The sequence below is a fragment of the Leclercia sp. M50 genome, from assembly GCF_037150775.1.
GTDB lineage: Bacteria > Pseudomonadota > Gammaproteobacteria > Enterobacterales > Enterobacteriaceae > Enterobacter.
Genome location: NZ_JBBCPK010000018.1, coordinates 34,706 through 56,439, shown reverse-complemented (window position 1 = coordinate 56,439; position 21,734 = coordinate 34,706). Strand labels below are relative to the sequence as shown.

The following is a 21,734-nucleotide window of genomic DNA, read 5'->3' as shown; positions in this document are numbered from 1 at the left end:
AATGGAATTCGCTTTTTATATCTGCGGCCTGGTCGCCATCCTGGCTACGCTGCGAGTGATTACGCACACCAACCCGGTGCATGCGCTGCTCTATTTAATCATTTCGCTGCTGGCTATTTCCGGGGTGTTCTTTGCGCTGGGCGCACACTTTGCCGGTGCGCTTGAAATTATCGTTTACGCCGGGGCCATCATGGTTCTGTTCGTCTTCGTGGTGATGATGCTGAACCTGGGCGGCTCTGAGATCGAGCAGGAACGTCAGTGGCTGCAACCGCAGGTGTGGATTGGCCCGGCAATTCTGTCGGCCATCATGCTGGCGGTGATCGTTTACGCCATTCTGGGTGTGAACGACCAGGGTATCGACGGCACGCCAATCAGCGCCAAAGCGGTGGGTGTCACCCTGTTTGGGCCATACGTACTGGCAGTGGAACTGGCCTCGATGCTGCTGCTGGCAGGCCTGGTCGTTGCTTTCCACGTGGGTCGCGAAGAGCGCATGGGTGAAGTGCTGAGCAACCGTAAGGACGACAGCGCGAAAAGAAAAACGGAGGATCACGCATGATCCCTTTACAACACGGACTGATCCTCGCCGCGATTTTATTCGTGCTGGGCTTAACCGGTCTGGTTATCCGCCGCAATCTGCTGTTTATGCTGATTGGCCTGGAGATCATGATCAACGCTTCCGCGCTGGCCTTTGTGGTTGCCGGTAGCTACTGGGGCCAGACCGATGGTCAGGTGATGTACATTCTCGCTATCAGCCTCGCGGCTGCGGAAGCGAGTATTGGCCTGGCGCTGTTGCTGCAGCTCCATCGTCGCCGCCAGAACCTGAACATCGATTCAGTAAGTGAGTTGCGTGGATGAACATGCTTGCCTTAACCATTATTTTTCCGCTGATTGGCTTCCTGCTGCTGTCGTTTTCACGCGGCCGCTGGTCTGAGAATCTCTCTGCGACCATCGGCATGGGCTCTGTGGGCCTGGCCGCACTGGTCACAGCGTATGCGGGGATCGACTTCTTTAATAACGGACGTCAGGCTTTCAGCGTTCCACTCTGGACCTGGATGTCGGTGGGTGATTTCAACATCGGTTTTAACCTGGTGCTGGATGGTCTCTCTCTGACCATGCTCTCCGTGGTTACCGGTGTCGGCTTCCTGATCCACATGTTCGCCTCCTGGTATATGCGCGGTGAAGAGGGTTACTCCCGCTTCTTCGCCTACACCAACCTGTTTATCGCCAGCATGGTGGTACTGGTGCTGGCGGATAACCTGCTGCTGATGTATCTCGGCTGGGAAGGGGTGGGTCTCTGCTCTTACCTGCTGATTGGGTTCTACTACACCGATCCGAAGAATGGCGCAGCGGCCATGAAAGCGTTCGTTGTGACCCGTGTGGGTGACGTCTTCCTCGCCTTCGCGCTGTTCATTCTCTACAACGAGCTGGGCACGCTGAACTTCCGCGAGATGGTGGAACTGGCACCGGCGCACTTCGAAGCCGGCAACAATATGCTGTGGTGGGCAACCCTGATGCTGCTGGGTGGTGCTGTGGGTAAATCTGCACAGCTGCCGTTGCAGACCTGGCTTGCCGACGCGATGGCGGGTCCAACCCCTGTCTCCGCGCTGATCCACGCCGCCACCATGGTGACCGCCGGTGTTTACCTGATTGCGCGTACCCATGGCCTGTTCCTGATGACTCCGGAAATTCTGCATCTGGTGGGTATCGTCGGTGCGGTGACGCTGGTGCTGGCAGGCTTTGCCGCGCTGGTCCAGACCGACATCAAACGCGTTCTCGCTTACTCCACCATGAGCCAGATCGGTTACATGTTCCTGGCGCTGGGCGTACAGGCGTGGGACGCGGCCATTTTCCACCTGATGACGCACGCGTTCTTCAAAGCGCTGCTGTTCCTATCGTCCGGTTCGGTGATCCTGGCCTGCCACCACGAGCAGAACATCTTTAAAATGGGCGGACTGCGTAAGTCCATCCCGCTGGTTTACGTCTGCTTCCTGGTGGGTGGCGCGGCGCTGGCGGCACTGCCGCTGATCACCGCGGGCTTCTTCAGTAAGGACGAAATCCTGGCGGGGGCCATGGCGAACGGGCATATCAATCTGATGGTTGCGGGTCTGGTCGGTGCGTTTATGACCTCCCTGTATACCTTCCGTATGATTTTCATCGTCTTCCACGGTAAAGAACAAATTCACGCTCACGCAGGGAAGGGGATTACCCACCACCTGCCGCTGATTGTGCTGCTGGTACTCTCCACCTTCGTTGGCGCGATGATTGTGCCACCGCTGCAGGGCGTACTGCCAGACACCACCGAGCTTGAGCACGGTCGCGTTCTGACGCTTGAAATCACCTCCGGTGTGGTCGCTATCGCGGGTATCCTGATTGCGGCATGGCTATGGCTGGGCAAACGTACCCTGGTCACCTCGGTTGCCAACAGTGCGCCGGGCCGTCTGCTGGGCACCTGGTGGTATAACGCGTGGGGCTTCGACTGGCTGTACGACATGATCTTCGTGAAACCGTTCCTCGGCATTGCGTGGCTTATCAAACGCGATCCGCTGAACGCGGTAATGAACATCCCGGCCATCCTTTCCCGCCTGGCAGGTAAAGGCCTGCTGTTCAGCGAGAACGGGTATCTGCGCTGGTATGTAGCGTCCATGAGCATCGGCGCGGTTGTGGTGCTGGCGCTGCTGATGGTATTGCGTTGATCGTTAAGTGAATTTTATTCGAATTCGTTGAAAATCAGGCCCCTTCTGGGGGCCTTAAAAAGGAATGCAAATCGCCATGTTACTACCCTGGCTAATATTAATTCCCTTTATCGGTGGGTTCCTGTGCTGGCAGACCGAACGCTTTGGCGTGAAGATGCCGCGCTGGATTGCGCTGATCACCATGGGATTGACGCTCGCGCTCGGTCTGCAACTCTGGTTGCAGGGCGGCTATTCACTGACCCAGTCTGCGGGCATTCCGCAGTGGCAGTCTGAATTCATTCTGCCGTGGATCCCGCGTTTCGGTATCACGATCCATCTGGCGATTGACGGTCTGTCGCTGCTGATGGTGGTGCTGACCGGTCTGCTCGGCGTTCTGGCGGTGCTTTGCTCCTGGCGAGAAATCGAAAAATACCAGGGCTTCTTCCACCTGAACCTGATGTGGATCCTGGGCGGCGTGATCGGCGTGTTCCTTGCCATCGACATGTTCCTCTTCTTCTTCTTCTGGGAGATGATGCTGGTGCCGATGTACTTCCTGATCGCGCTGTGGGGCCATAAGGCATCCGACGGTAAAACGCGTATCACGGCGGCCACCAAGTTCTTCATCTATACCCAGGCGAGTGGTCTGGTGATGTTGATTGCCATCCTGGCGCTGGTCTTCGTGCACTACAACGCGACCGGCGTCTGGACCTTCAACTATCAGGACCTGCTGAAGACCCCGATGTCCCACGGCGTAGAATACCTGCTGATGCTGGGCTTCTTCATCGCCTTCGCGGTAAAAATGCCGGTGGTGCCGCTGCACGGCTGGCTGCCAGATGCGCACTCCCAGGCACCAACGGCGGGTTCCGTTGACCTGGCGGGCATCCTGCTGAAAACCGCGGCCTACGGTCTGCTGCGTTTCGCGCTGCCGCTGTTCCCGAATGCCTCCGCAGAGTTTGCGCCGATTGCCATGTGGCTCGGTGTGATCGGTATCTTCTACGGTGCCTGGATGGCCTTCACGCAGTACGACATCAAGCGTCTGATTGCCTACACCTCCGTTTCCCACATGGGCTTCGTGCTGATTGCTATCTACACCGGCAGCCAGCTGGCCTACCAGGGCGCTGTGATCCAGATGATTGCCCACGGTCTCTCTGCAGCCGGTCTCTTCATCCTGTGTGGTCAGCTGTACGAACGTCTGCACACCCGTGACATGCGTCAGATGGGTGGTCTGTGGAGCAAAATTAAGTGGCTGCCAGCGATGTCGATGTTCTTCGCGGTTGCCACGCTGGGGATGCCGGGGACCGGTAACTTCGTTGGCGAATTTATGATCCTGTTCGGCAGCTTCAAGGTGGTACCGATGATTACCGTCATCTCCACCTTCGGTCTGGTGTTCGCCTCCGTTTACTCGCTGGCGATGCTGCACCGCGCTTACTTCGGTAAAGCGAAGAGTGAGATCGCTGCCAAAGAACTGCCGGGGATGTCGCTGCGTGAGCTGTTCATCATCCTGCTGCTGGTCGTACTGCTGGTGCTGCTGGGCTTCTTCCCGCAGCCGATTCTGGATACCTCGCACTCCGCGATGGGTAATATCCAGCAGTGGTTTGTTAATTCTGCTTCTACTACAAGGCCGTAAATCGCCATGACAATAACTCCACAACAACTGATTGCGCTGCTACCGCTGCTGATCGTCGGATTGACGGTGGTGGTTGTGATGCTCTCCATTGCGTGGCGACGCAATCACTTCCTGAATGCCACGCTGGCGGTTCTGGGTCTGAACGCTGCGTTAGTCTCCCTCTGGTTTGTTGGCCAGGCGGGGGCGATGGACGTCACGCCGCTGATGCGCGTTGATGGCTTCGCCATGCTCTACACCGGGCTGGTGCTGTTAGCCAGTCTGGCGACCTGCACCTTTGCCTACCCGTGGCTGGAAGGGTACAACGACAACAGAGAAGAGTTTTACCTGCTGGTTCTGATTGCGGCCCTGGGCGGCATTCTGCTGGCGAATGCCAACCATCTGGCGGCGCTGTTCCTCGGTATTGAGCTGATCTCGCTGCCGCTGTTCGGCCTGATTGGTTATGCCTTCCGCCAGAAGCGCTCTTTGGAAGCGAGTATCAAGTATACGATCCTGTCTGCTGCTGCTTCGTCCTTCCTGCTGTTTGGTATTGCGCTGCTCTACGCTCAGTCCGGTAACCTCTCATTTGAAGCGCTCGGCAAGAGCCTCGGCGACGGCATGCTGCATGAGCCGCTGCTGCTGGCGGGTCTGGGCATGATGATTGTTGGCCTCGGCTTTAAACTCTCTCTGGTGCCGTTCCACCTGTGGACGCCAGACGTCTACCAGGGTGCGCCAGCGCCGGTATCCACCTTCCTGGCGACGGCGAGCAAGATCGCTATCTTCGGGGTGGTGATGCGTCTGTTCCTCTACGCCCCGGTGGGTGACAGCGAAGCGGTTCGCGTGGTGCTGGGCGTGATCGCCTTTGTCTCCATCATCTTCGGTAACCTGATGGCGCTGAGCCAGACCAACATCAAGCGTCTGCTCGGTTACTCCTCCATCTCCCACCTCGGCTATCTGATGGTGGCGCTGATTGCCCTGCAGAGCGGTCAGATGTCCATGGAGACCGTGGGTGTCTACCTGGCCGGTTACCTGTTCAGCAGCCTCGGCGCCTTCGGCGTGGTGAGCCTGATGTCCAGCCCGTACCGTGGCCCGGATGCCGACTCGCTCTTCTCCTACCGTGGTCTGTTCTGGCACCGTCCGATCCTCTCCGCGGTGATGACCGTGATGATGCTCTCGCTGGCGGGTATCCCGATGACGCTCGGCTTTATCGGGAAGTTCTATGTGCTGGCAGTGGGTGTGCAGGCTGGTCTGTGGTGGCTGACGGCGGGTGTCGTTATCGGCTCCGCGATTGGTCTCTACTACTACCTGCGCGTTGCCGTGAGCCTCTACCTGAGTGCGCCTCAGCAGCTCAACCGCGATGCGCCAGGCAACTGGCAGTACAGCGCCGGCGGTATTGTGGTGCTCATCTCCGCGCTGCTGGTACTGATCTTCGGTATCTATCCGCAGCCGCTGATCACCATCGTGCAGCATGCGATGCCGCTGATGTAAAAACGCCAGAAACAAAAAAACCCGCTTCGGCGGGTTTTTTTATTGCCGGGTGGCGCTGCGCTTACCCGGCCTACAAAACCGTAGGCCCGTGCAAGCGAAGCGCCGCCGGGCTTAAGCCAGCTGCTTACGGCTAATCAGCGGCCCGTCAATTTTTTTGTTTGCGCGCTCCAGCACCTCTTCAATCACCGATGACAGCTCGTTCAGCTCGAACTTCGCCACGTAGCCATCGGCTTTCACCTTGCGGATATGATCTTCGTTGGCGTTGCCCGAAAGGGAAGAGTGGATCACCACCGGAATATCTTTCAGGATGGCGTCGGTTTTGATTTTGCGCGTCAGGGTAAAGCCATCCATCTCCGGCATCTCAAGGTCGGTCAGCACCAGCGAGATCTTATCGGTAATGGGCACTCCTTCCGCCTGGGCCTGCGCGGCCAGCACGCCGATCTTCTCCCAGGCCTCTTTGCCGGTGATATGCAGCTGCGCCGGGATCTGCATCGCCTGCAGCCCTTTTTCCAGCATTGAGCGCGCCACTTTGGAGTCTTCTGCCACAATCGCCACCGCACCCGGCTTGATATTGAATTTGGTGATTTTCAGATCGGTAGCATGCAGGTCGTGGTTGGCCGGGGTGATGTCATAGAGGATCTGCTCAACGTCCAGCACCATCGCCAGATCGTTGGTATCCGTCTTCTCATCCAGACAGGCGATACTGGTGATATAGCGTCCGCTGACCGCGGTTTCCGCCGCATGCACCTGCTTCCAGTCCAGGCGCATGATATTTTCGACCGACTCCACGGCAAACGCCTGGACGCTACGGGCGTACTCGGTGATCAGCAAAATGTTCAGCCCCGTCGTTGGCTTGCAGCCTGCCACCGCGGCCAGGTCGATAACCGGGATCACCTGATCGCGAATATTAACCATACCCATCAGGGGCGACTTCATCCCCGCCGGTTTGGTGAACGAGGGCATGGGCACAATCTCGCGAAGCTTAAAGACGTTGATGCCGAACAGCTCAGATTTGTTTTCATTCATTGAGCGGCCAAGACGAAACAGTAGCAGCTCAAATCGGTTCGACAGAGTAAGATTTGCCCTGTCATCAATGTCTTTCTGGAAGTTATCCATGTTTGCCCCTCAGTGAAAAATACCGGCCTGATAGGGTTATCGGCAGTTTCGGGGAAAACCAGAGCATTAAACGCGCACGGTAGCAAAATCTTCTGCCAGCTCGCTGGTAGCAAAGATGGCGCAACACTCCGCCAGCAGCATGGCGCAGCCTTCGGCGTCGTAACGGGAGCTGACGTGGGTGACGATCAGTTTTTTTACCTGCGCGTCGCGGGCAAGCCTGGCCGCCTGATGCGTGGAGCTGTGGCCGCGGCTGTTGGCTTTCTCCTCCATCGCTACCTCCAGCGTGGCCTCATGCACCAGCAGATCGACGCCCTGAGCCAGCGCAAGGGCGTTCTCGCAGGGGGCGGTATCCCCGAAGAGGGCCAGCTTCTTACCCGGACGGGGCGGGGAGAGATACGCCGCGCCATTGATGGTTCGGCCATCTTCCAGGGTGACGCTTTCGCCGCGTTTTAGCTGCTGAAACAGCGGGCCGAAGGGCACTCCCGCGGCGATCAGCGCGGCGCCGTCCAGCGCGCCGGGTTTATCCCGCTCTTCAATGCGAAAACCGTAACACTCCACGGGGTGATTGAGCGCCGCGGCGGTCACCGTGTAAGCATCATCTTTGAACACCACGCCCGGTTTGATCTCAATAATCTCGAGGGGATAATCCGTCCACGAGCCGCTGATCCGCAGGCTGGTTTCAACAAACTCCCGGATACCGGGCGGGCCGTAAATGGTTAGCGGCTGGATATTCCCCGCCATCGAGCGGCTGCAGAGCAGCCCCGGCAGGCCAAAAAGGTGATCGCCGTGCAGGTGAGTAATGAAAATTTTATCCAGCTTGCCGGGATGCGCGGCGGTGCGCAGCAGCTGGTGCTGCGTGCCTTCGCCGCAGTCAAACATCCACAGCCCGCCGCGGGTGGGGTGCTGGAGATCCAGCAAAATTGAGGTGACGTTGCGCGTACGGGTCGGTACGCCAGCGGATGTTCCTAAAAAAAACAGCTCCATAATGCACTCAGCCTCTGCACCGGGGACGAAAAGTCATTAGTATAACGGCTCCCCTCACGATAAGGAGACCTCAATGATCCAGTGGCAAGATCTGCACCATAGCGAGCTGTCCGTTCCTGTGCTTTACGCCTTACTTCAACTGCGCTGTGAGGTGTTTGTCGTTGAGCAAACCTGCCCCTATCAGGACATTGACGGCGAAGACCTGGTGGGGGAGAACCGCCATATCCTCGGCTGGAAAGATAACCGGCTGGTGGCGTATGCGAGGATTCTGAAAAGTGACGACGATTTCGCTCCCGTTGTGATTGGCCGCGTGATTATCAGCTGCGAGGTGCGGGGCGAGAAGCTGGGCTATGCCCTGATGGAGCACGCGCTGCGTTCCTGCGAAAATAACTGGCCCGACAAGGCGTTATACCTCGGGGCGCAGGCGCATCTGCACGCCTTTTATGCCCATTTTGGCTTTGTGCAGGTGACGGATATCTACGACGAAGATGGCATTCCGCACGTGGGTATGGCGAAAGAGGTACAACAAGCGTAGCAGGCGGAATCGTCAAGCATTGTCTATAGTTACGGAACTGATGCAACCACATGGAGAACACTATGTCTTATCAATCATCGGATAACCATGTAGATGACGATCTGACCCTGCTGAGTGAAACCCTGGAGGAGGTCTTACGCTCTTCCGGCGATCCGGCCGATCAGAAATACATTGAGCTAAAAGCGCGTGCTGAGCAGGCTCTGCATGATGTGAAAACGCGCGTGGGTCATGCGTCCGATCAATACTATTACAAGGCCAAAAAAGCGGTCTATCGTGCGGATGATTATGTCCGTGAAAAGCCGTGGCAGGGGATTGGCGTAGGCGCCGCCGCCGGCCTGGTGTTGGGTATTTTACTCGCCCGCCGTTAACAACACAGCACGAACGCTTCTCCCTGCCAACTCGGGGTACTGCTTTTTCTGTTTAGTACCCCTTATAATGTGAGGTTTTTGAGCTGGGAGAAGTTCGCGTGCACTCGATTTCCACCGCGCTGAAAGGCCTTTGCCAACAATTAGCCGACGATTTTCCCGATACCCCAGGCCTGCATTATCTCGATGTCTCCTTTGCCCTCAACGACGCGTTTGATCCGCTCGGCTGGCTGAATGCCCAGCACATCTACCCGCAGTTCTACTGGCAGCAGCGCAATGGCGACGAAGAGTATGCTGCTCTCGGAGCGATAACGCATTTCTCCTCGTTATCCGTTGCCCGTCAGTTTTTAAACCGTTATCCGCACGCACCCGACCTGAGAGTGGTGGGCGTTAATGCCTTCGATCCAAAGCAGGGCAGCCTGTTCCTGCCGCGCCTTTTGTGGCAGCGCTTCGGCGGGACCGCAACGTTGCGCCTGGTGCTCTGGAGCGACACCTCCCTGAAAGCGGAGGCCCAGCGCGCGCGGGAGTTTATGCAGACCCTGGCGGAGAGCCAGCCTGTCACCCCGGTCACGCAGGCGGTGGTGAGCGAAACGCATCTCCCTGACCGGGCCGGCTGGCTTCAGCTGATTACCCGGGCGACAGAGGCTATCGGCCGGGGGGAATTCGATAAAGTGGTGCTGGCCCGGGCGACAGATTTGCAGTTTAACGAGGCGGTAAACCCCGCCGCGCTGATGGCGGCCAGCCGGCAGGTCAACTTCCAGTGCTACCACTTCTTTATGCGCCCTGATGCGAGCCGGGCGTTTCTCGGCTCATCGCCGGAACGGCTGTGGCGGCGGCGCGGTTTGCTGCTGCGCACCGAAGCGCTGGCCGGTACCGTTGCCAGCCATCCGGACGATGCCCATGCCGCACGGCTGGGTAACTGGCTGATGACCGACGATAAAAACCAGCGGGAAAATATGCTGGTGGTTGAGGACATCTGCCAGCGCCTGCAGCGGGAAAACGGGGTGCTTGATGTCCTCCCGCCGCAAATCGTGCGCTTGCGGAAGGTTCAGCATTTACGCCGCTGCATCTGGACCGCGCTGCAACACCCGGATGATGAACAGTGCCTGCTGCGCCTGCAGCCCACCGCGGCCGTTGCCGGTCTGCCGCGCCAGGCGGCGTGGGATTTCATCGCCCACAATGAACCCTTCGACCGGGAGTGGTATGCCGGTTCCGCCGGGTATCTCTCGTTAGCACAAAGCGAGTTCTGCGTGGCGCTGCGTTCGGCAAGCGTTGAGGAGAGCTGTGTTCGCCTGTATGCCGGGGCGGGGATCGTCAGCGGTTCTGACCCCGATCAGGAGTGGCAGGAGATTGAAAATAAAGCAGCCGGGCTGCGCTCTCTGCTCCTAAAGGATTAATACTGAGTCATACATTCCCGATTCATATCAAAATTACATCTTTCTCTATTATTTATACTACGTCGCAATATTGATACCGGACAATTCCATGTCAGTGAGTTCCTTTAACCGGCGCTGGGCGGCGGTGATCCTTGAAGCCCTGACCCGCCATGGCGTCAGGCATGTTTGCATTGCGCCCGGCTCGCGCTCAACGCCGTTGACCCTGGCCGCCGCCGAAAACCGCGCCTTTATTCATCACACCCATTTTGATGAGCGCGGTCTCGGCCATCTGGCGCTGGGGCTGGCAAAAGCCAGCCATGAGCCGGTGGCGGTGATTGTGACCTCCGGCACGGCGGTGGCTAACCTTTATCCCGCATTGATCGAAGCCGGTCTGACCGGTGAAAAACTGGTGCTGCTGACGGCAGATCGTCCTCCGGAGCTGATCGACTGCGGCGCCAATCAGGCCATTCGCCAGTCGGGGATTTTTGCCACCCATCCGACAGAAACCCTGTCGCTGCCGCGTCCGACCCGCGATATTCCCGCCCGCTGGCTGGTTTCGACGGTGGATAACGCCCTGGGCGGGCTGCGTGCCGGGGCGCTGCACATCAACTGTCCGTTTGCCGAGCCGCTGTATGGCGAAATGGATGATACCGATCTTGAGTGGCAGCAGGCGCTGGGCGACTGGTGGCAGAGCGATAAACCCTGGCTGCGCGCTCCGGCGGCGCTTTCAAGCCCCCAACAGCGCGACTGGTTCTTCTGGCGGCAGAAACGCGGTGTGGTCATCGCGGGCAGGATGAGCGCCGAGGAAGGCAAGCAGGTAGCGCAGTGGGCGCAACGGCTTGGCTGGCCGCTGATTGGCGACGTGCTCTCCCAGACCGGCCAGCCGCTGCCGTGCGCGGATCTCTGGCTCGGCAACGCCAGAGCCGTGACCGAACTGGAGCAGGCGCAGATTGTGGTGCAGCTTGGCGGCAGCCTGACGGGTAAACGTCTTCTGCAGTGGCAGGCCACCTGCAGGCCGGAAGAGTACTGGCTGGTCGATTCCCGCGAAGGGCGGCTGGATCCTGCGCACCATCGTGGCCGTCGGCTGGTATCCAGCGTGGCCGAGTGGCTGGAGCTGCATCCGGCGGAAAAACGTGCCCCCTGGGCAACCGACATTCCTGAACTCTCTCGCCAGGCCTGGGAACTGACGGCGCAACACAGCGACGCATTCGGTGAAGCGCAGCTGGCCCACCGCATCCATCGCTATCTGCCCGAACAGGGGCAGTTGTTTGTGGGCAACAGCCTGGTGGTGCGTCTGATTGACGCCTTCTCCCGCCTGCCGGCGGGCTACCCGGTATTCAGTAACCGTGGCGCCAGCGGTATCGACGGTCTGATTTCAACCGCAGCAGGGGTTCAGCGCGCGAATGCCCGTTCGACGCTGGCGATCGTCGGCGATCTCTCGGCGCTGTACGATCTGAACGCGCTGGCGCTGCTTCGTCAGGCTTCGGCGCCCTTTGTGCTGCTGGTGATCAACAACAATGGCGGCCAGATTTTCTCCCTGTTGCCGACACCGCAGAGCGAACGGGAACGCTTTTATCTGATGCCGCAGAACGTGCAGTTTGAACATGCGGCGGCGATGTTCAGCCTCAAGTATCAGCGCCCGGAAAACTGGGCGGAGCTGGAGAGCGCGCTCAGCACGGCGTGGAGCAAACCCGGCACCACGCTAATCGAGGTGGTGGTAAACGACAGCGACGGGGCGCAGATGCTGCAAAACCTGCTGGCGCAGGTAAGCCATCTATGATCCTCGCGGGAACCCAGCGTAAAGGTCAGCCGGATAAACCCTGGCTGGTTTTCCTGCACGGTTTTTCCGGCGATTGCCGCGAATGGCAGGTGTCAGGGGAGCGCCTGAGCGATTATTCCCGCCTCTATCTCGATCTCCCGGGACACGGAGAGTCGGCCTCCATTGTGGTGAGTGATTTCCATCATCTCAGCAACTTGCTCAATCGCACCCTGATTAGTTACAACATACTAAATTACTGGCTGGTGGGGTACTCTCTCGGCGGCCGCATTGCGATGTATCACGCCTGCCAGCGGCCCGGGGGGCTACAGGGGCTGATTGTGGAGGGGGCGCATCCGGGGTTGAGCGATGAACACGCGCGGACGAGCCGTCGCGCCTCCGATGCGCAGTGGGCGGCACGCTTGCGCCATGAACCTCTGGCGTCGGTATTTGACGACTGGTATCAGCAGCCGGTATTTGCCTCGCTAACCCCCGCGCAGCGCGAACAGCTTGTCGCCCTGCGTAGCCAGAATAATGGTCCAGCTCTGGCCGCCATGCTCCAGGCGACGTCGCTTGCCGAACAAGCCGATTTACGCCCTGAGCTCGCCTCGTGCGCACTTCCTTTTTTCTATCTCTATGGCGAACAGGACCCTAAGTTTCGGGATATTGCCCGGCAGCTTACCGCCACCCGCCATGAAATTCCTCACGCCGGACATAACGCCCATCGGGAAAACCCCGCTGCGGTGGCTGAGCGTCTGGCCCAGATACTCCCTCTTTCAATTAAGGACACTCTATGATCTACCCTGATGAAAACATGCTCTATGCACCGGTGGAATGGCTGGACTGCTCCGAAGGCTATACCGACATTCGCTACCACAAGTCCACTGACGGCATCGCCAAAATCACCATTAACCGTCCAGAGGTGCGTAACGCGTTTCGCCCGTTAACCGTCAAAGAGATGATTCAGGCCCTGGCGGATGCCCGTTACGACGACAACATCGGCGTTATCGTCCTGACCGGGGAAGGTGAAAAAGCGTTCTGCTCCGGTGGCGATCAGAAAGTGCGCGGCGACTACGGCGGATACCAGGACGATGCGGGTACCCATCACCTGAACGTGCTCGACTTCCAGCGTCAGATCCGCACCTGCCCGAAACCGGTTGTCGCAATGGTGGCGGGCTACTCCATCGGCGGTGGTCACGTGCTGCATATGATGTGCGATCTGACCATTGCCGCAGAGAACGCCATCTTCGGCCAGACCGGACCGAAAGTCGGCTCCTTCGACGGCGGCTGGGGTGCCTCTTATATGGCGCGCATTGTCGGTCAGAAAAAGGCGCGTGAAATCTGGTTCCTCTGCCGCCAGTACAATGCTCAGGAAGCACTGGATATGGGCCTGGTGAACACCGTGGTGCCGATTGCCGACCTCGAAAAAGAGACCGTGCGTTGGTGTCGCGAAATGCTGCAGAACAGTCCGATGGCGCTGCGCTGCCTGAAAGCGGCCCTGAACGCCGACTGCGACGGCCAGGCCGGTCTGCAGGAGCTGGCGGGTAACGCCACTATGCTCTTCTACATGACTGAAGAGGGTCAGGAAGGGCGCAATGCGTTTAACGAGAAGCGCCAGCCGGACTTCAGCAAATACAAACGGAACCCGTAATGCGTCGCGCGCAGGTTTACCGCTGGCAGATACCGATGGACGCGGGCGTGGTGCTGCGTGAACGGCGGTTAAAAACCCGTGATGGCTTCTTCGTGCAACTCCAGCAGGGCGAAGGGCAGGGCTGGGGCGAGATTTCGCCTCTGCCGGGCTTTAGCCTGGAGTCGCTGGAGGAGGCGCAGGCTGCGCTGGTGGCATGGATAGAGGAATGGCGTACAGGCGTGAATCCGCCGCTGCCCGACGTCCCTTCCGCCGCGTTCGGCATCAGTTGCGCGCTCGCGGAGCTCGAGGGCAGCCTCCCTGATGAGGCCGATTACCGTGCCGCGCCGCTCTGTACCGGCGATCCGGATGAGCTGTTTGCACTGCTCAGCGCTATGCCCGGCGAGAAAGTGGCGAAAATCAAAGTCGGTCTTTACGAAGCGGTACGCGACGGCATGGTCGCTAACCTCTTGCTGGAGGCAATCCCCGATCTGCGCCTGCGTCTGGATGCCAACCGCGCCTGGACGCCGCTTAAGGCGCAGCAGTTCGCGAAGTACGTCAATCCGGCGTACCGCAGCCGCATCGCTTTCCTGGAAGAGCCGTGCAAAACCCGTGAGGATTCACGCGCCTTTGCCCGCGAAACCGGCATAGCCATCGCCTGGGACGAAAGCCTGCGCGAGGCGGACTTTGCCTTTACCGCCGAGCCGGGCGTCAGCGCCGTGGTCATAAAACCGACGCTAACGGGCAGTCTGGCGAAGGTGCGTGCCCAGGTGGCGGCAGCGCATAGCGCAGGACTGACCGCGGTGATCAGCTCCTCCATCGAATCCAGCCTTGGGCTGACGCAGCTGGCGCGTATTGCCGCCTGGTTAACGCCCGACACCATCCCGGGGCTGGATACGTTAAACCTGATGCAAACCCAGCTTATTCGCCCGTGGCCGGGTAGCGCCCTGCCGTGCGCGGGCGTTGAGGCGCTGGAGCCGTTGCAATGAGTTTTAGTGACTGGCCGTGGCGGCACTGGCGCGAGCAGCGTGCTGATAAACCGGCTCTGCGTCTCAACGACGAGGTGCTGAGCTGGCAACAGCTCTGCACCCGCATCGACAATCTGGCTGCAGGGTTTCATCAGCAGGGCGTGGAGGCGGGGGACGGTGTGCTGCTGCTTGCCCATAATCATCCGCAGACCCTGCTCGCATGGCTGGCGCTGCTCCAGTGCGGCGCGCGTATTCTTCCCGTTAACCCTCAGCTCCCGCGCCCGCTGCTGGAGGTATTGCTTCTGCAAATGACGCTGCGTTTTGCGCTGGTGCTGGATGATCACTATGAGGGACTCGCCGCGCTTGGCATGCATGCACAGTCTGGCGAATACAGCGTGGTATGGCAGCCTGAGCGGCTGGCCTCAATGACGCTCACCTCCGGCTCTACCGGGCTGCCGAAAGCGGCCGTTCATACCTGCGGGGCGCATCTTGCCAGCGCTGAGGGTGTCCTCGCGCTGATGCCCTACGGCGAGGATGACGACTGGCTGCTTTCGCTGCCGCTGTTTCATGTCTCCGGGCAGGGGATCTTATGGCGCTGGCTGCAGGCCGGCGCGCGCTTAACCGTGCGCGAGAAGCAGCCGCTGGAGCAGGCCTTGCAGGGGTGTACCCATGCCTCGCTGGTGCCAACCCAGCTCTGGCGTCTGCTCAATACCCACCAGCACATCGCGCTGAAAGCGGTACTGCTGGGCGGGGCCGCCATCCCCGTTGAGTTGACGCAACAGGCGCGCGCGCAGGGTATTTCTACGTTTTGTGGCTACGGCCTGACGGAGTTTGCCTCTACCGTCTGCGCGAAAGAGGCTGACGGTGAGCCGGACGTGGGCTGCGCATTGCCGGGCAGGGAGGTGCAGGTCGTTAACGGTGAAGTGTGGATCAGGGCGCAAAGCATGGCCTCAGGCTACTGGCGCGACGGCGCGCTGCTGCCGCTCACGAATTCTGAGGGCTGGTTTGCCACCCGCGATCGCGGGGATCTGCATGAGGGTCGCCTGACGATCCTCGGCCGGATGGATAACCTCTTTTTCAGCGGAGGCGAGGGCATTCAGCCGGAGAGCCTTGAGCGGATTATCGCGACCCATCCGCACATCAGCCAGGTCTTTATTGTTCCGCTGAATGACGCCGAATTTGGTCAGCGTCCGGTGGCGGTAGTGGAGTGTGAACCGGGAACGGATTTCACCCGCTTCCCGGAGTGGGTACAGGGCAAACTGGCGCGATTTGAGCAGCCCGTGCACTGGCTGGTGCTGCCAGCAGCGCTAAAAAATGGCGGGATTAAGATCTCCCGCCAGGCGTTAACACAGTGGGTGAATGCCCAACTGTCAGGGTAATTAGCCGATATCGGGCTGCGGCTTACGTTGACGGCGACGAAGCAGGCGCAGCACCGGCGGTACGACCACCACCACAATCGCCAGCGTCAGCAGGATCTTCGCCACGTTGCTGTCCCACAGAATGGAGACATTACCATTGCTGATGGACAGAGCGCGGCGCAGGTTCTGCTCCAGCATCTCACCCAGCACAAACCCTAAAATCAGCGGCGACATCGGGAAGTGCATTTTACGCAAGATGTAGCCGAACACCCCCAGCACCACCATCAGAATCAGGTCGAAGGTGGTGCTGTGTACCGCATACACCCCCACCGCCGAGACGGCCGCGATCGCGGGGACCAGGAACCACAGCGGAATGGTCAACATACGGGTGAACAGGCCAATCAGCGGGATGTTCATCACCAGCAGCATGACGTTAGCAATCAGCAGCGCCGCAATCAGTCCCCAGACGATGTCCGGCTGTTCGGTAAACATCGCCGGTCCTGGGGTGATGTTATAGAGCGTCAGCGCCCCCATCATCACCGCCGTGGTACCGGAGCCGGGTACGCCGAGCGTCAGCATGGGAATAAACGAGCCGCAGGCCGAGGCATTGTTGGCCGCCTCAGGTGCGGCGACGCCGCGAATATCGCCTTTACCAAAGCTGTCGCTGTTGCCGCTGAGCTTTTTCTCCGTCATGTAGGTGATGGCGCTGGCGATGGTTGCTCCGGCGCCTGGCAGAATGCCGACAAAGAAACCAATCACCCCTGAACGCAGCGTAGTACCGATACACTGCGCGCCCTCTTTGGCGTTAAAGAGCATCCGGCCGGTTTTACGCACCAGCGTCTGCCCGCTGCTGGTATGTTCCAGCATCAGTAAGATCTCAGAGACAGAGAACAGACCAATCACGACCACGATAAACTGCACGCCGTCGGAGAGGTGAACGCTGTCGAAGGTAAAACGATAGACCCCGGTGTTGGCATCCACGCCGACGGTGGCTAACCCTAAGCCAATCAGCGCAGACAAAAACGATTTAAGTGGGTTTTGCGCCATCATGCTGCCGAGACAGGCAATGGCGAAGACCATCAGGGCAAAATACTCTGCCGGACCAAACGCCAGCGACCACTGGGCCAGCGCAGGCGCAAACAGAATGATGCCGCCAATGGCAATCAGCGAGCCAAAGAACGAACTGACGGCGGAGATAGAGAGCGCCACGCCGCCGCGTCCCTGCCGCGCCATTGGGTAACCATCCAGCGCGGTTATAATGGCCGCCGCATCCCCGGGCACGTTGAGCAGTATTGACGAGATACGGCCGCCATATTCACAGCCGATGTAGACCGTCGCCAGCAGGATCAGCGCCGATTCCGCAGGCAGATGCAGGGCAAACGCCAGCGGGAGCAAAATAGCGACCCCGTTGATGGGCCCAAGTCCGGGCAGCAGACCGACGATCGTCCCGACGAAGCAGCCGATCAGGGCGATCACCAGGTTTTCCGGGGTCATCGCCACGGCGAACCCCTGTGAGAGGTAAATCCAGGTATCCATAGCGTGCTCCGTTAATTAAGCCAGGCGCCAAGCGGCAGCGTCACATCCAGCAGGCGGTCAAAGGCGTACCACAGGAAAATGCCCATCACCACGCCCGAGATCCCCGCCGCAGGGAGGCTGGCGTTAAACAGCATGCCGATCACCATCGTCAGGATGGCGGTCGCCACCGGGAAGCCGAGCCATTCAAAGCCCCAGGCATACATCAGCAGCACAATGACCATCACCAACAGCCGCTGCAAAATGCGTCTGGGCGGCCACTCTACGGTATCCGGATGGCGTAACAGCATAGCCACCGAGCAAAGCAGCATCAGGCCGACAATGCCCATTGGAAAGGGGCGTGGCCCCACGGGTTCATAGCTGTATTCGCTGTGGATCTGCCAGGCGACGAACATCCCGCCAACGCAGAGCAACAACCAGATCCCGGCAAAAATGCGATCGCTCATAGCGCCTCCGGTTATTTGGCCAGGCCAAACGCTTTTGCCTTCTCGCGGTAGTCATTCACCTGTTTTTTGACATACTCGTCCAGCTGCTTACCGTTCAGGTTGAACTCAAACAGCCCGCGCAGATCGCGCTGCTTTTTAAATTCGTCTGTCTGCTGCAGTTTGTTAAAGTTGTCGACCCACCACTGGTATTCGGCATCGGTCACTTTTGGCCCGACAAAGAAGCCGCGGATAATCGGCCAGACGAGGTCATAACCCTGCTCTTTTGCAGTCGGCACGTTTGCCAGCTGTCCGGGCAGACGGTTTTCGGAGAAGACCGCCAGCACGCGGATTTTATCCCCGTTCAGGTAGGGCACCATTTCACTGAGGTCACCGGAAACTGCCTGCACGTGGTTGCCCATCAGCGCCGTCACTGGTTCACCGCCGCCCTCAAACGCCACGTAACGCATTTTGTGCGGATCCACTTTCGCCTGCTGCGCCAGCAGGGCGGCTTTCATCCAGTCCTGACTGCCGATGGAGGCGCCTGCACCAATCACCACGCTGTTAGGGTCTTTTTCCATGGCGGTGAGCAAATCTTTCAGGGATTTCCACGGGGAATCTGCGCGCACGGCGATCATGCCGTAGTCGGTACCGACGGTGGCCAGCCAGCGCACGTCATCCACGCCGTAGCGGCCAAACTTGCCCTGGGAAAGGTTCAGCAGCGAGCCGCCGGAGAAGGCGACCACCGTGCCGGCTTCCGCCGGTCGTTGCGCGACGATCGCGTTATAGGCCACCGCGCCCACGCCACCTGGCATGTAGGTTACACGCATCGGTTTTTCAATGGCCTTCGTCTCCAGCAGGCTGACCCGAATCAGCTTGCAGGTGAGATCGAAACCGCCGCCCGGTTTGGCCGGGGCGATACATTCGGTGCGGGACGGGGCGTCCTGCGCCTGGACAACAGAGGCACTCAACATTAATACGCTTGCAGCAACCGTTGAAAGTAATTGTTTTTTCATCGTTTATCCTCACGCCGGCGATCCGGGGGTACGGGTACGGGTTTTTTTCTGATTATGTGAACCACCTTGTAGCGGTTCCGTTGCGTGATTGTTAAAACAATAACCTTTCATTTCCCTTTCAACGCGACACCAACTTTACAGGATGTGATATGCGTCTCTTACTGGCGGAAGATAATCGTGAGCTGGCTCACTGGCTGGAGAAAGCGCTGGTGCAGGAGGGCTTTGCCGTAGACTGCGTTTCTGACGGGCGCGCGGCCGATCATCTCCTGCAGGGGGAAAACTACGCGGTGGCGATACTGGACATCGGTATGCCCGGTTTTGACGGCCTGGAGGTGGTGCACCGTTTACGAAAACGCGGCCAGACCTTGCCGGTGCTGTTTCTCACCGCACGCAGCAACGTGGCGGATCGGGTGAAAGGCCTGAACGCCGGGGCGGATGATTATCTGCCAAAACCGTTTGAGCTGGAGGAGCTGGACGCCAGGCTTCGCGCCCTGCTGCGCCGAAGCGAGGGGCGAACCCAGGAACGCCAGCGTCTTGGGGAGCTGGAGTATGACGACGACGGTTTTTTCCTGCTGCGCGATGAGCCGCTCTCGCTCACCCCGCGTGAACTGTCACTGCTGAAGGTGCTAATGCATCGCCGCACCCGGCCCGTCTCCCGCCAGCAGTTGTTCGATCAGGTGTTTAGCCTGAATGACGACGTCAGCCCCGAGAGTCTCGATCTCTACATTCATCGCCTGCGCAAAAAACTGACTGGCAGCGGGGTGCGGATCACCACCCTGCGCGGGCTGGGCTATGTGCTGGAGTGCGGCGATGAAGTGGGTTAAACCTCAGTCGCTTTATCTGCAGCTGCTGCTTTTTCTCGGCCTGCCGCTGCTGTTGCTGTGGGGATTGTCGGCCTTTAACAGTTACGTCAGCGCCCTGCAGGCGGCGACCCAGGCGTACGACCGCACGCTGTTATCGTCGGCGCGTACCGTCTCTGAGCGGCTGGAGGTGCACAACGGCAAGCTGCTGGTCGATGTTCCCTGGGTGGTGCTCGACAGCTTCGAGCTGAACATGAACGATCGCCTCTATTACAAGGTGGTTGACCCGGAGGGGCGGGTGATCTCCGGCTATGACGATCTGCCGAACATGCCCCGCTCCACGTCGCGCACCACGCACTATCCCGCGCTGGCCTGGTTTTATCATACTGAGTATCGCGGCCAGGCGATCCGCGTGGCGAAGCTGCTCCAGCCAATTAACGAAGACAATGTTTCCGGTATGGCGGAGATCTATGTCGCCGAAACCTTGCAGTCGCGGCGCTATCTGGCCACTCAGCTCCTGTTTTCATCGCTTGTTTCGCAGGGGCTGCTGGTGCTGCTGACGCTGGTCTTAACCGCCTGGCTGCTGCGCCGCGTGCTGCGCCCGATGCGTCAGCTCTCCTCGCTGATGGTGCGCCGTGAGCCAGGGCTGCTGGCCCCGCTGCCGGAGCTGCTGCCCTGGTCGGAAACGCGGCTGCTGATCGTGGCCTTTAACCGCTATATCGACAGATTACGCGGCGTGCTTTCCCGCCAGGAGCGCTTTAACGCCGATGCTTCTCATCAGCTCAAAACGCCGCTGGCGGTGCTCAAAACCCAGGTTTCCGTTGCCCTGACGCGAAACGATCCGGCCCTGTGGCAGGAGAGTTTACGCGCCATGAACGTGACGCTGGACAACACCATCGACCTTACTGAACGGCTGTTGCAGTTCTCCACGGTGAAGCACAAAGAGCAGGGAGAGCGCCAGTTTGCCCCGGTGGATCTGGTTCAGGTGGTGCAGAACTGCTGCTTCTCCCGGCTGGCGCAGGCGCGCAGCAAGGGGATCGATTTAGGTTATGACGGCATTCAGCAATCCGTCATGATTGAAGGTGATGAGGTGCTGCTGGGCGAACTGTGCGCCAACCTGCTGGAGAATGCGATCAAATACACCCCGCAGCAGGGCATCGTCACCGTGTCTCTGCACACGGTTAACGACGCTGTTGAGCTGAGCGTGGAGGACAGCGGACCGGGAATTGCTGAAGATCAGATTTCCCAGGCCATGCTGCCGTTTCATCGGCTGGATAATGTAGGAGATGCCGCCGGGTCCGGGATTGGGCTGGCGCTGGCCAACGATATCGCCCGCCTGCACCGCAGCCATCTTCAATTGATGGCCAGTGAAAATCTGGGCGGTCTGTGCGTCAAAATGCGCTTTTTATTGATGACGTAAATGTTGATATTATCAAATCGTTACAAACTAATTGTCCGACGCACACGGAGTCCATTGATCCCATAGCCAGTCAGGTTAAAATCTCGCGGTTTTGGATATCTGTGAACAAATTGTGCGGGATCACGACAATGAAAAAAGTGGCATTAATGGGCTTAGGCCTGATGTGTGTATCGGCAGCGGCCAACGCTATTTCCTTCAACGGCTCGGCGGGCGAGGACTATACCCACCTGGGCTTTGGTCTTGGCACGGATAGCGCAGGCCTGGCGATGACCGGCGGCTGGACGCATAACGACGACGATGGCGATGCGGCAAGCCTGGGCCTCGGTTTTAACGTTCCGCTTGGTCCATTCCTGGCGACCGTCGGCGGTAAAGGCATCTATACCAACCCGAACGACGGTGACGAAGGTTACGCGGCGGCAGTGGGCGGCGGTCTGCAGTGGAAAATTGGCGACAGCTTCGGCCTGTTCGGCGAGTATTACTACTCTCCGGACTCCCTCTCCAGCGGTATCGACAGCTATAAAGAAGCTAACGCGGGTGCGCGCTGGACCATCATGCGTCCGATTACCATTGAAGCGGGCTATCGTTATCTGAACCTGGCGGGCAAAGACGGCAACCGCGACAACGCGCTGGCTGACGGCCCGTACGTGGGCGTCAGCGCAGGCTTCTAACCCCTCCGGCGCGGCGTCCGTCGCGCC

21 protein-coding genes are annotated in these 21,734 nt (G+C 59.3%); 16 read left to right on the top strand and 5 right to left on the bottom strand.

Annotation, left to right across the window (positions count from 1 at the left end; genetic code table 11):
- Position 1 precedes the first annotated feature (1 nt).
- The 5 genes from nuoJ (at position 2) to nuoN (ending at position 5,763) form a co-directional block, all read left to right on the top strand.
- Positions 2-556, top strand: coding sequence for an NADH-quinone oxidoreductase subunit J (nuoJ, locus tag WFM46_RS06730; protein ID WP_336997291.1), 555 nt, complete (start codon positions 2-4; stop codon positions 554-556).
- Positions 553-855, top strand: a complete 303-nt coding sequence (nuoK, locus tag WFM46_RS06725; protein WP_049841347.1) for an NADH-quinone oxidoreductase subunit NuoK — start codon at positions 553-555, stop codon at positions 853-855. The genes nuoJ and nuoK overlap by 4 nt, the downstream gene beginning before the upstream one ends.
- Entirely contained in the window at positions 852-2,693 is a 1,842-nt protein-coding gene (nuoL, locus tag WFM46_RS06720) for an NADH-quinone oxidoreductase subunit L (RefSeq protein ID WP_156654951.1), read from the top strand. Before nuoK ends, nuoL begins: the two co-directional genes overlap by 4 nt.
- 76 nt (positions 2,694-2,769) lie before the next feature.
- On the top strand, positions 2,770-4,299 hold the full coding sequence (nuoM, locus tag WFM46_RS06715) for an NADH-quinone oxidoreductase subunit M (RefSeq protein WP_156654950.1): 1,530 nt from the start codon (positions 2,770-2,772) through the stop codon (positions 4,297-4,299).
- 6 nt (positions 4,300-4,305) lie between these two features.
- Positions 4,306-5,763: an NADH-quinone oxidoreductase subunit NuoN gene (gene nuoN, locus WFM46_RS06710; protein ID WP_103180457.1), complete on the top strand. Its 1,458-nt coding sequence runs from the start codon at positions 4,306-4,308 to the stop codon at positions 5,761-5,763.
- 111 nt (positions 5,764-5,874) lie between these two features.
- On the opposite strand, the gene WFM46_RS06705 is transcribed toward nuoN, so the two are convergent.
- Positions 5,875-6,879 carry a chemotaxis protein gene (locus WFM46_RS06705; RefSeq protein WP_103180456.1) on the bottom strand — a complete coding sequence of 335 codons (1,005 nt, stop codon included), beginning with the start codon at positions 6,877-6,879 and terminating at the stop codon, positions 5,875-5,877.
- A 66-nt stretch (positions 6,880-6,945) separates the two neighbouring features.
- A complete protein-coding gene (gene rnz, locus WFM46_RS06700; RefSeq protein ID WP_336997290.1) occupies positions 6,946-7,863 on the bottom strand; it encodes a ribonuclease Z in 918 nt (305 codons plus the stop codon).
- Positions 7,864-7,936: 73 nt separating this feature from the next.
- On the opposite strand from rnz, the gene WFM46_RS06695 reads away from it, so the two are divergent.
- The 8 genes from WFM46_RS06695 to menE all read left to right on the top strand — a co-directional run bounded on the left by WFM46_RS06695 (position 7,937) and on the right by menE (position 15,869).
- Positions 7,937-8,398, top strand: a complete 462-nt coding sequence (locus tag WFM46_RS06695; protein WP_336997289.1) for a GNAT family N-acetyltransferase — start codon at positions 7,937-7,939, stop codon at positions 8,396-8,398.
- A gap of 62 nt (positions 8,399-8,460) precedes the next feature.
- The gene (gene elaB, locus WFM46_RS06690; protein ID WP_103180450.1) at positions 8,461-8,766 is read left to right on the top strand and encodes a stress response protein ElaB; all 306 of its coding nucleotides are present in this window, start codon (positions 8,461-8,463) and stop codon (positions 8,764-8,766) included.
- 98 nt (positions 8,767-8,864) lie between these two features.
- Positions 8,865-10,160 (top strand): isochorismate synthase MenF, encoded by a 1,296-nt coding sequence (menF, locus tag WFM46_RS06685; protein WP_336997288.1) that lies wholly within the window; start codon positions 8,865-8,867, stop codon positions 10,158-10,160.
- An 88-nt stretch (positions 10,161-10,248) separates the two neighbouring features.
- Positions 10,249-11,919: a 2-succinyl-5-enolpyruvyl-6-hydroxy-3-cyclohexene-1-carboxylic-acid synthase gene (menD, locus tag WFM46_RS06680; RefSeq protein ID WP_103180447.1), complete on the top strand. Its 1,671-nt coding sequence runs from the start codon at positions 10,249-10,251 to the stop codon at positions 11,917-11,919.
- Complete coding sequence (gene menH / locus WFM46_RS06675; protein WP_336997287.1) at positions 11,916-12,692, top strand: 2-succinyl-6-hydroxy-2,4-cyclohexadiene-1-carboxylate synthase; 777 nt, start codon at positions 11,916-11,918, stop codon at positions 12,690-12,692. The genes menD and menH overlap by 4 nt, the downstream gene beginning before the upstream one ends.
- Positions 12,689-13,546, top strand: a complete 858-nt coding sequence (gene menB, locus WFM46_RS06670) for a 1,4-dihydroxy-2-naphthoyl-CoA synthase (protein WP_103180443.1) — start codon at positions 12,689-12,691, stop codon at positions 13,544-13,546. Before menH ends, menB begins: the two co-directional genes overlap by 4 nt.
- Positions 13,546-14,511, top strand: coding sequence for an o-succinylbenzoate synthase (gene menC / locus WFM46_RS06665; protein ID WP_336997286.1), 966 nt, complete (start codon positions 13,546-13,548; stop codon positions 14,509-14,511). Before menB ends, menC begins: the two co-directional genes overlap by 1 nt.
- The gene (menE, locus tag WFM46_RS06660) at positions 14,508-15,869 is read left to right on the top strand and encodes an o-succinylbenzoate--CoA ligase (RefSeq protein WP_336997285.1); all 1,362 of its coding nucleotides are present in this window, start codon (positions 14,508-14,510) and stop codon (positions 15,867-15,869) included. The genes menC and menE overlap by 4 nt, the downstream gene beginning before the upstream one ends.
- On the opposite strand, the gene WFM46_RS06655 is transcribed toward menE, so the two are convergent.
- The 3 genes from WFM46_RS06655 to WFM46_RS06645 are packed head-to-tail and all read right to left on the bottom strand — an operon-like array spanning position 15,870 to position 18,819.
- The gene (locus WFM46_RS06655; RefSeq protein ID WP_336997284.1) at positions 15,870-17,384 is read right to left on the bottom strand and encodes a tripartite tricarboxylate transporter permease; all 1,515 of its coding nucleotides are present in this window, start codon (positions 17,382-17,384) and stop codon (positions 15,870-15,872) included.
- Positions 17,385-17,395: 11 nt separating this feature from the next.
- On the bottom strand, positions 17,396-17,827 hold the full coding sequence (locus WFM46_RS06650; RefSeq protein ID WP_180210156.1) for a tripartite tricarboxylate transporter TctB family protein: 432 nt from the start codon (positions 17,825-17,827) through the stop codon (positions 17,396-17,398).
- Positions 17,828-17,838: 11 nt separating this feature from the next.
- Complete coding sequence (locus WFM46_RS06645) at positions 17,839-18,819, bottom strand: Bug family tripartite tricarboxylate transporter substrate binding protein (protein WP_336997283.1); 981 nt, start codon at positions 18,817-18,819, stop codon at positions 17,839-17,841.
- A gap of 149 nt (positions 18,820-18,968) precedes the next feature.
- Here WFM46_RS06645 and tctD point away from each other — a divergent pair, with 149 nt between their 5' ends.
- From tctD to WFM46_RS06630, 3 genes are all read left to right on the top strand, one after another.
- The gene (tctD, locus tag WFM46_RS06640) at positions 18,969-19,643 is read left to right on the top strand and encodes a transcriptional regulator TctD (RefSeq protein ID WP_103180432.1); all 675 of its coding nucleotides are present in this window, start codon (positions 18,969-18,971) and stop codon (positions 19,641-19,643) included.
- Complete coding sequence (locus WFM46_RS06635) at positions 19,630-21,039, top strand: sensor histidine kinase (RefSeq protein WP_336997282.1); 1,410 nt, start codon at positions 19,630-19,632, stop codon at positions 21,037-21,039. The genes tctD and WFM46_RS06635 overlap by 14 nt, the downstream gene beginning before the upstream one ends.
- A gap of 128 nt (positions 21,040-21,167) precedes the next feature.
- Entirely contained in the window at positions 21,168-21,707 is a 540-nt protein-coding gene (locus tag WFM46_RS06630; protein WP_180210753.1) for a YfaZ family outer membrane protein, read from the top strand.
- Positions 21,708-21,734 lie beyond the last annotated feature (27 nt).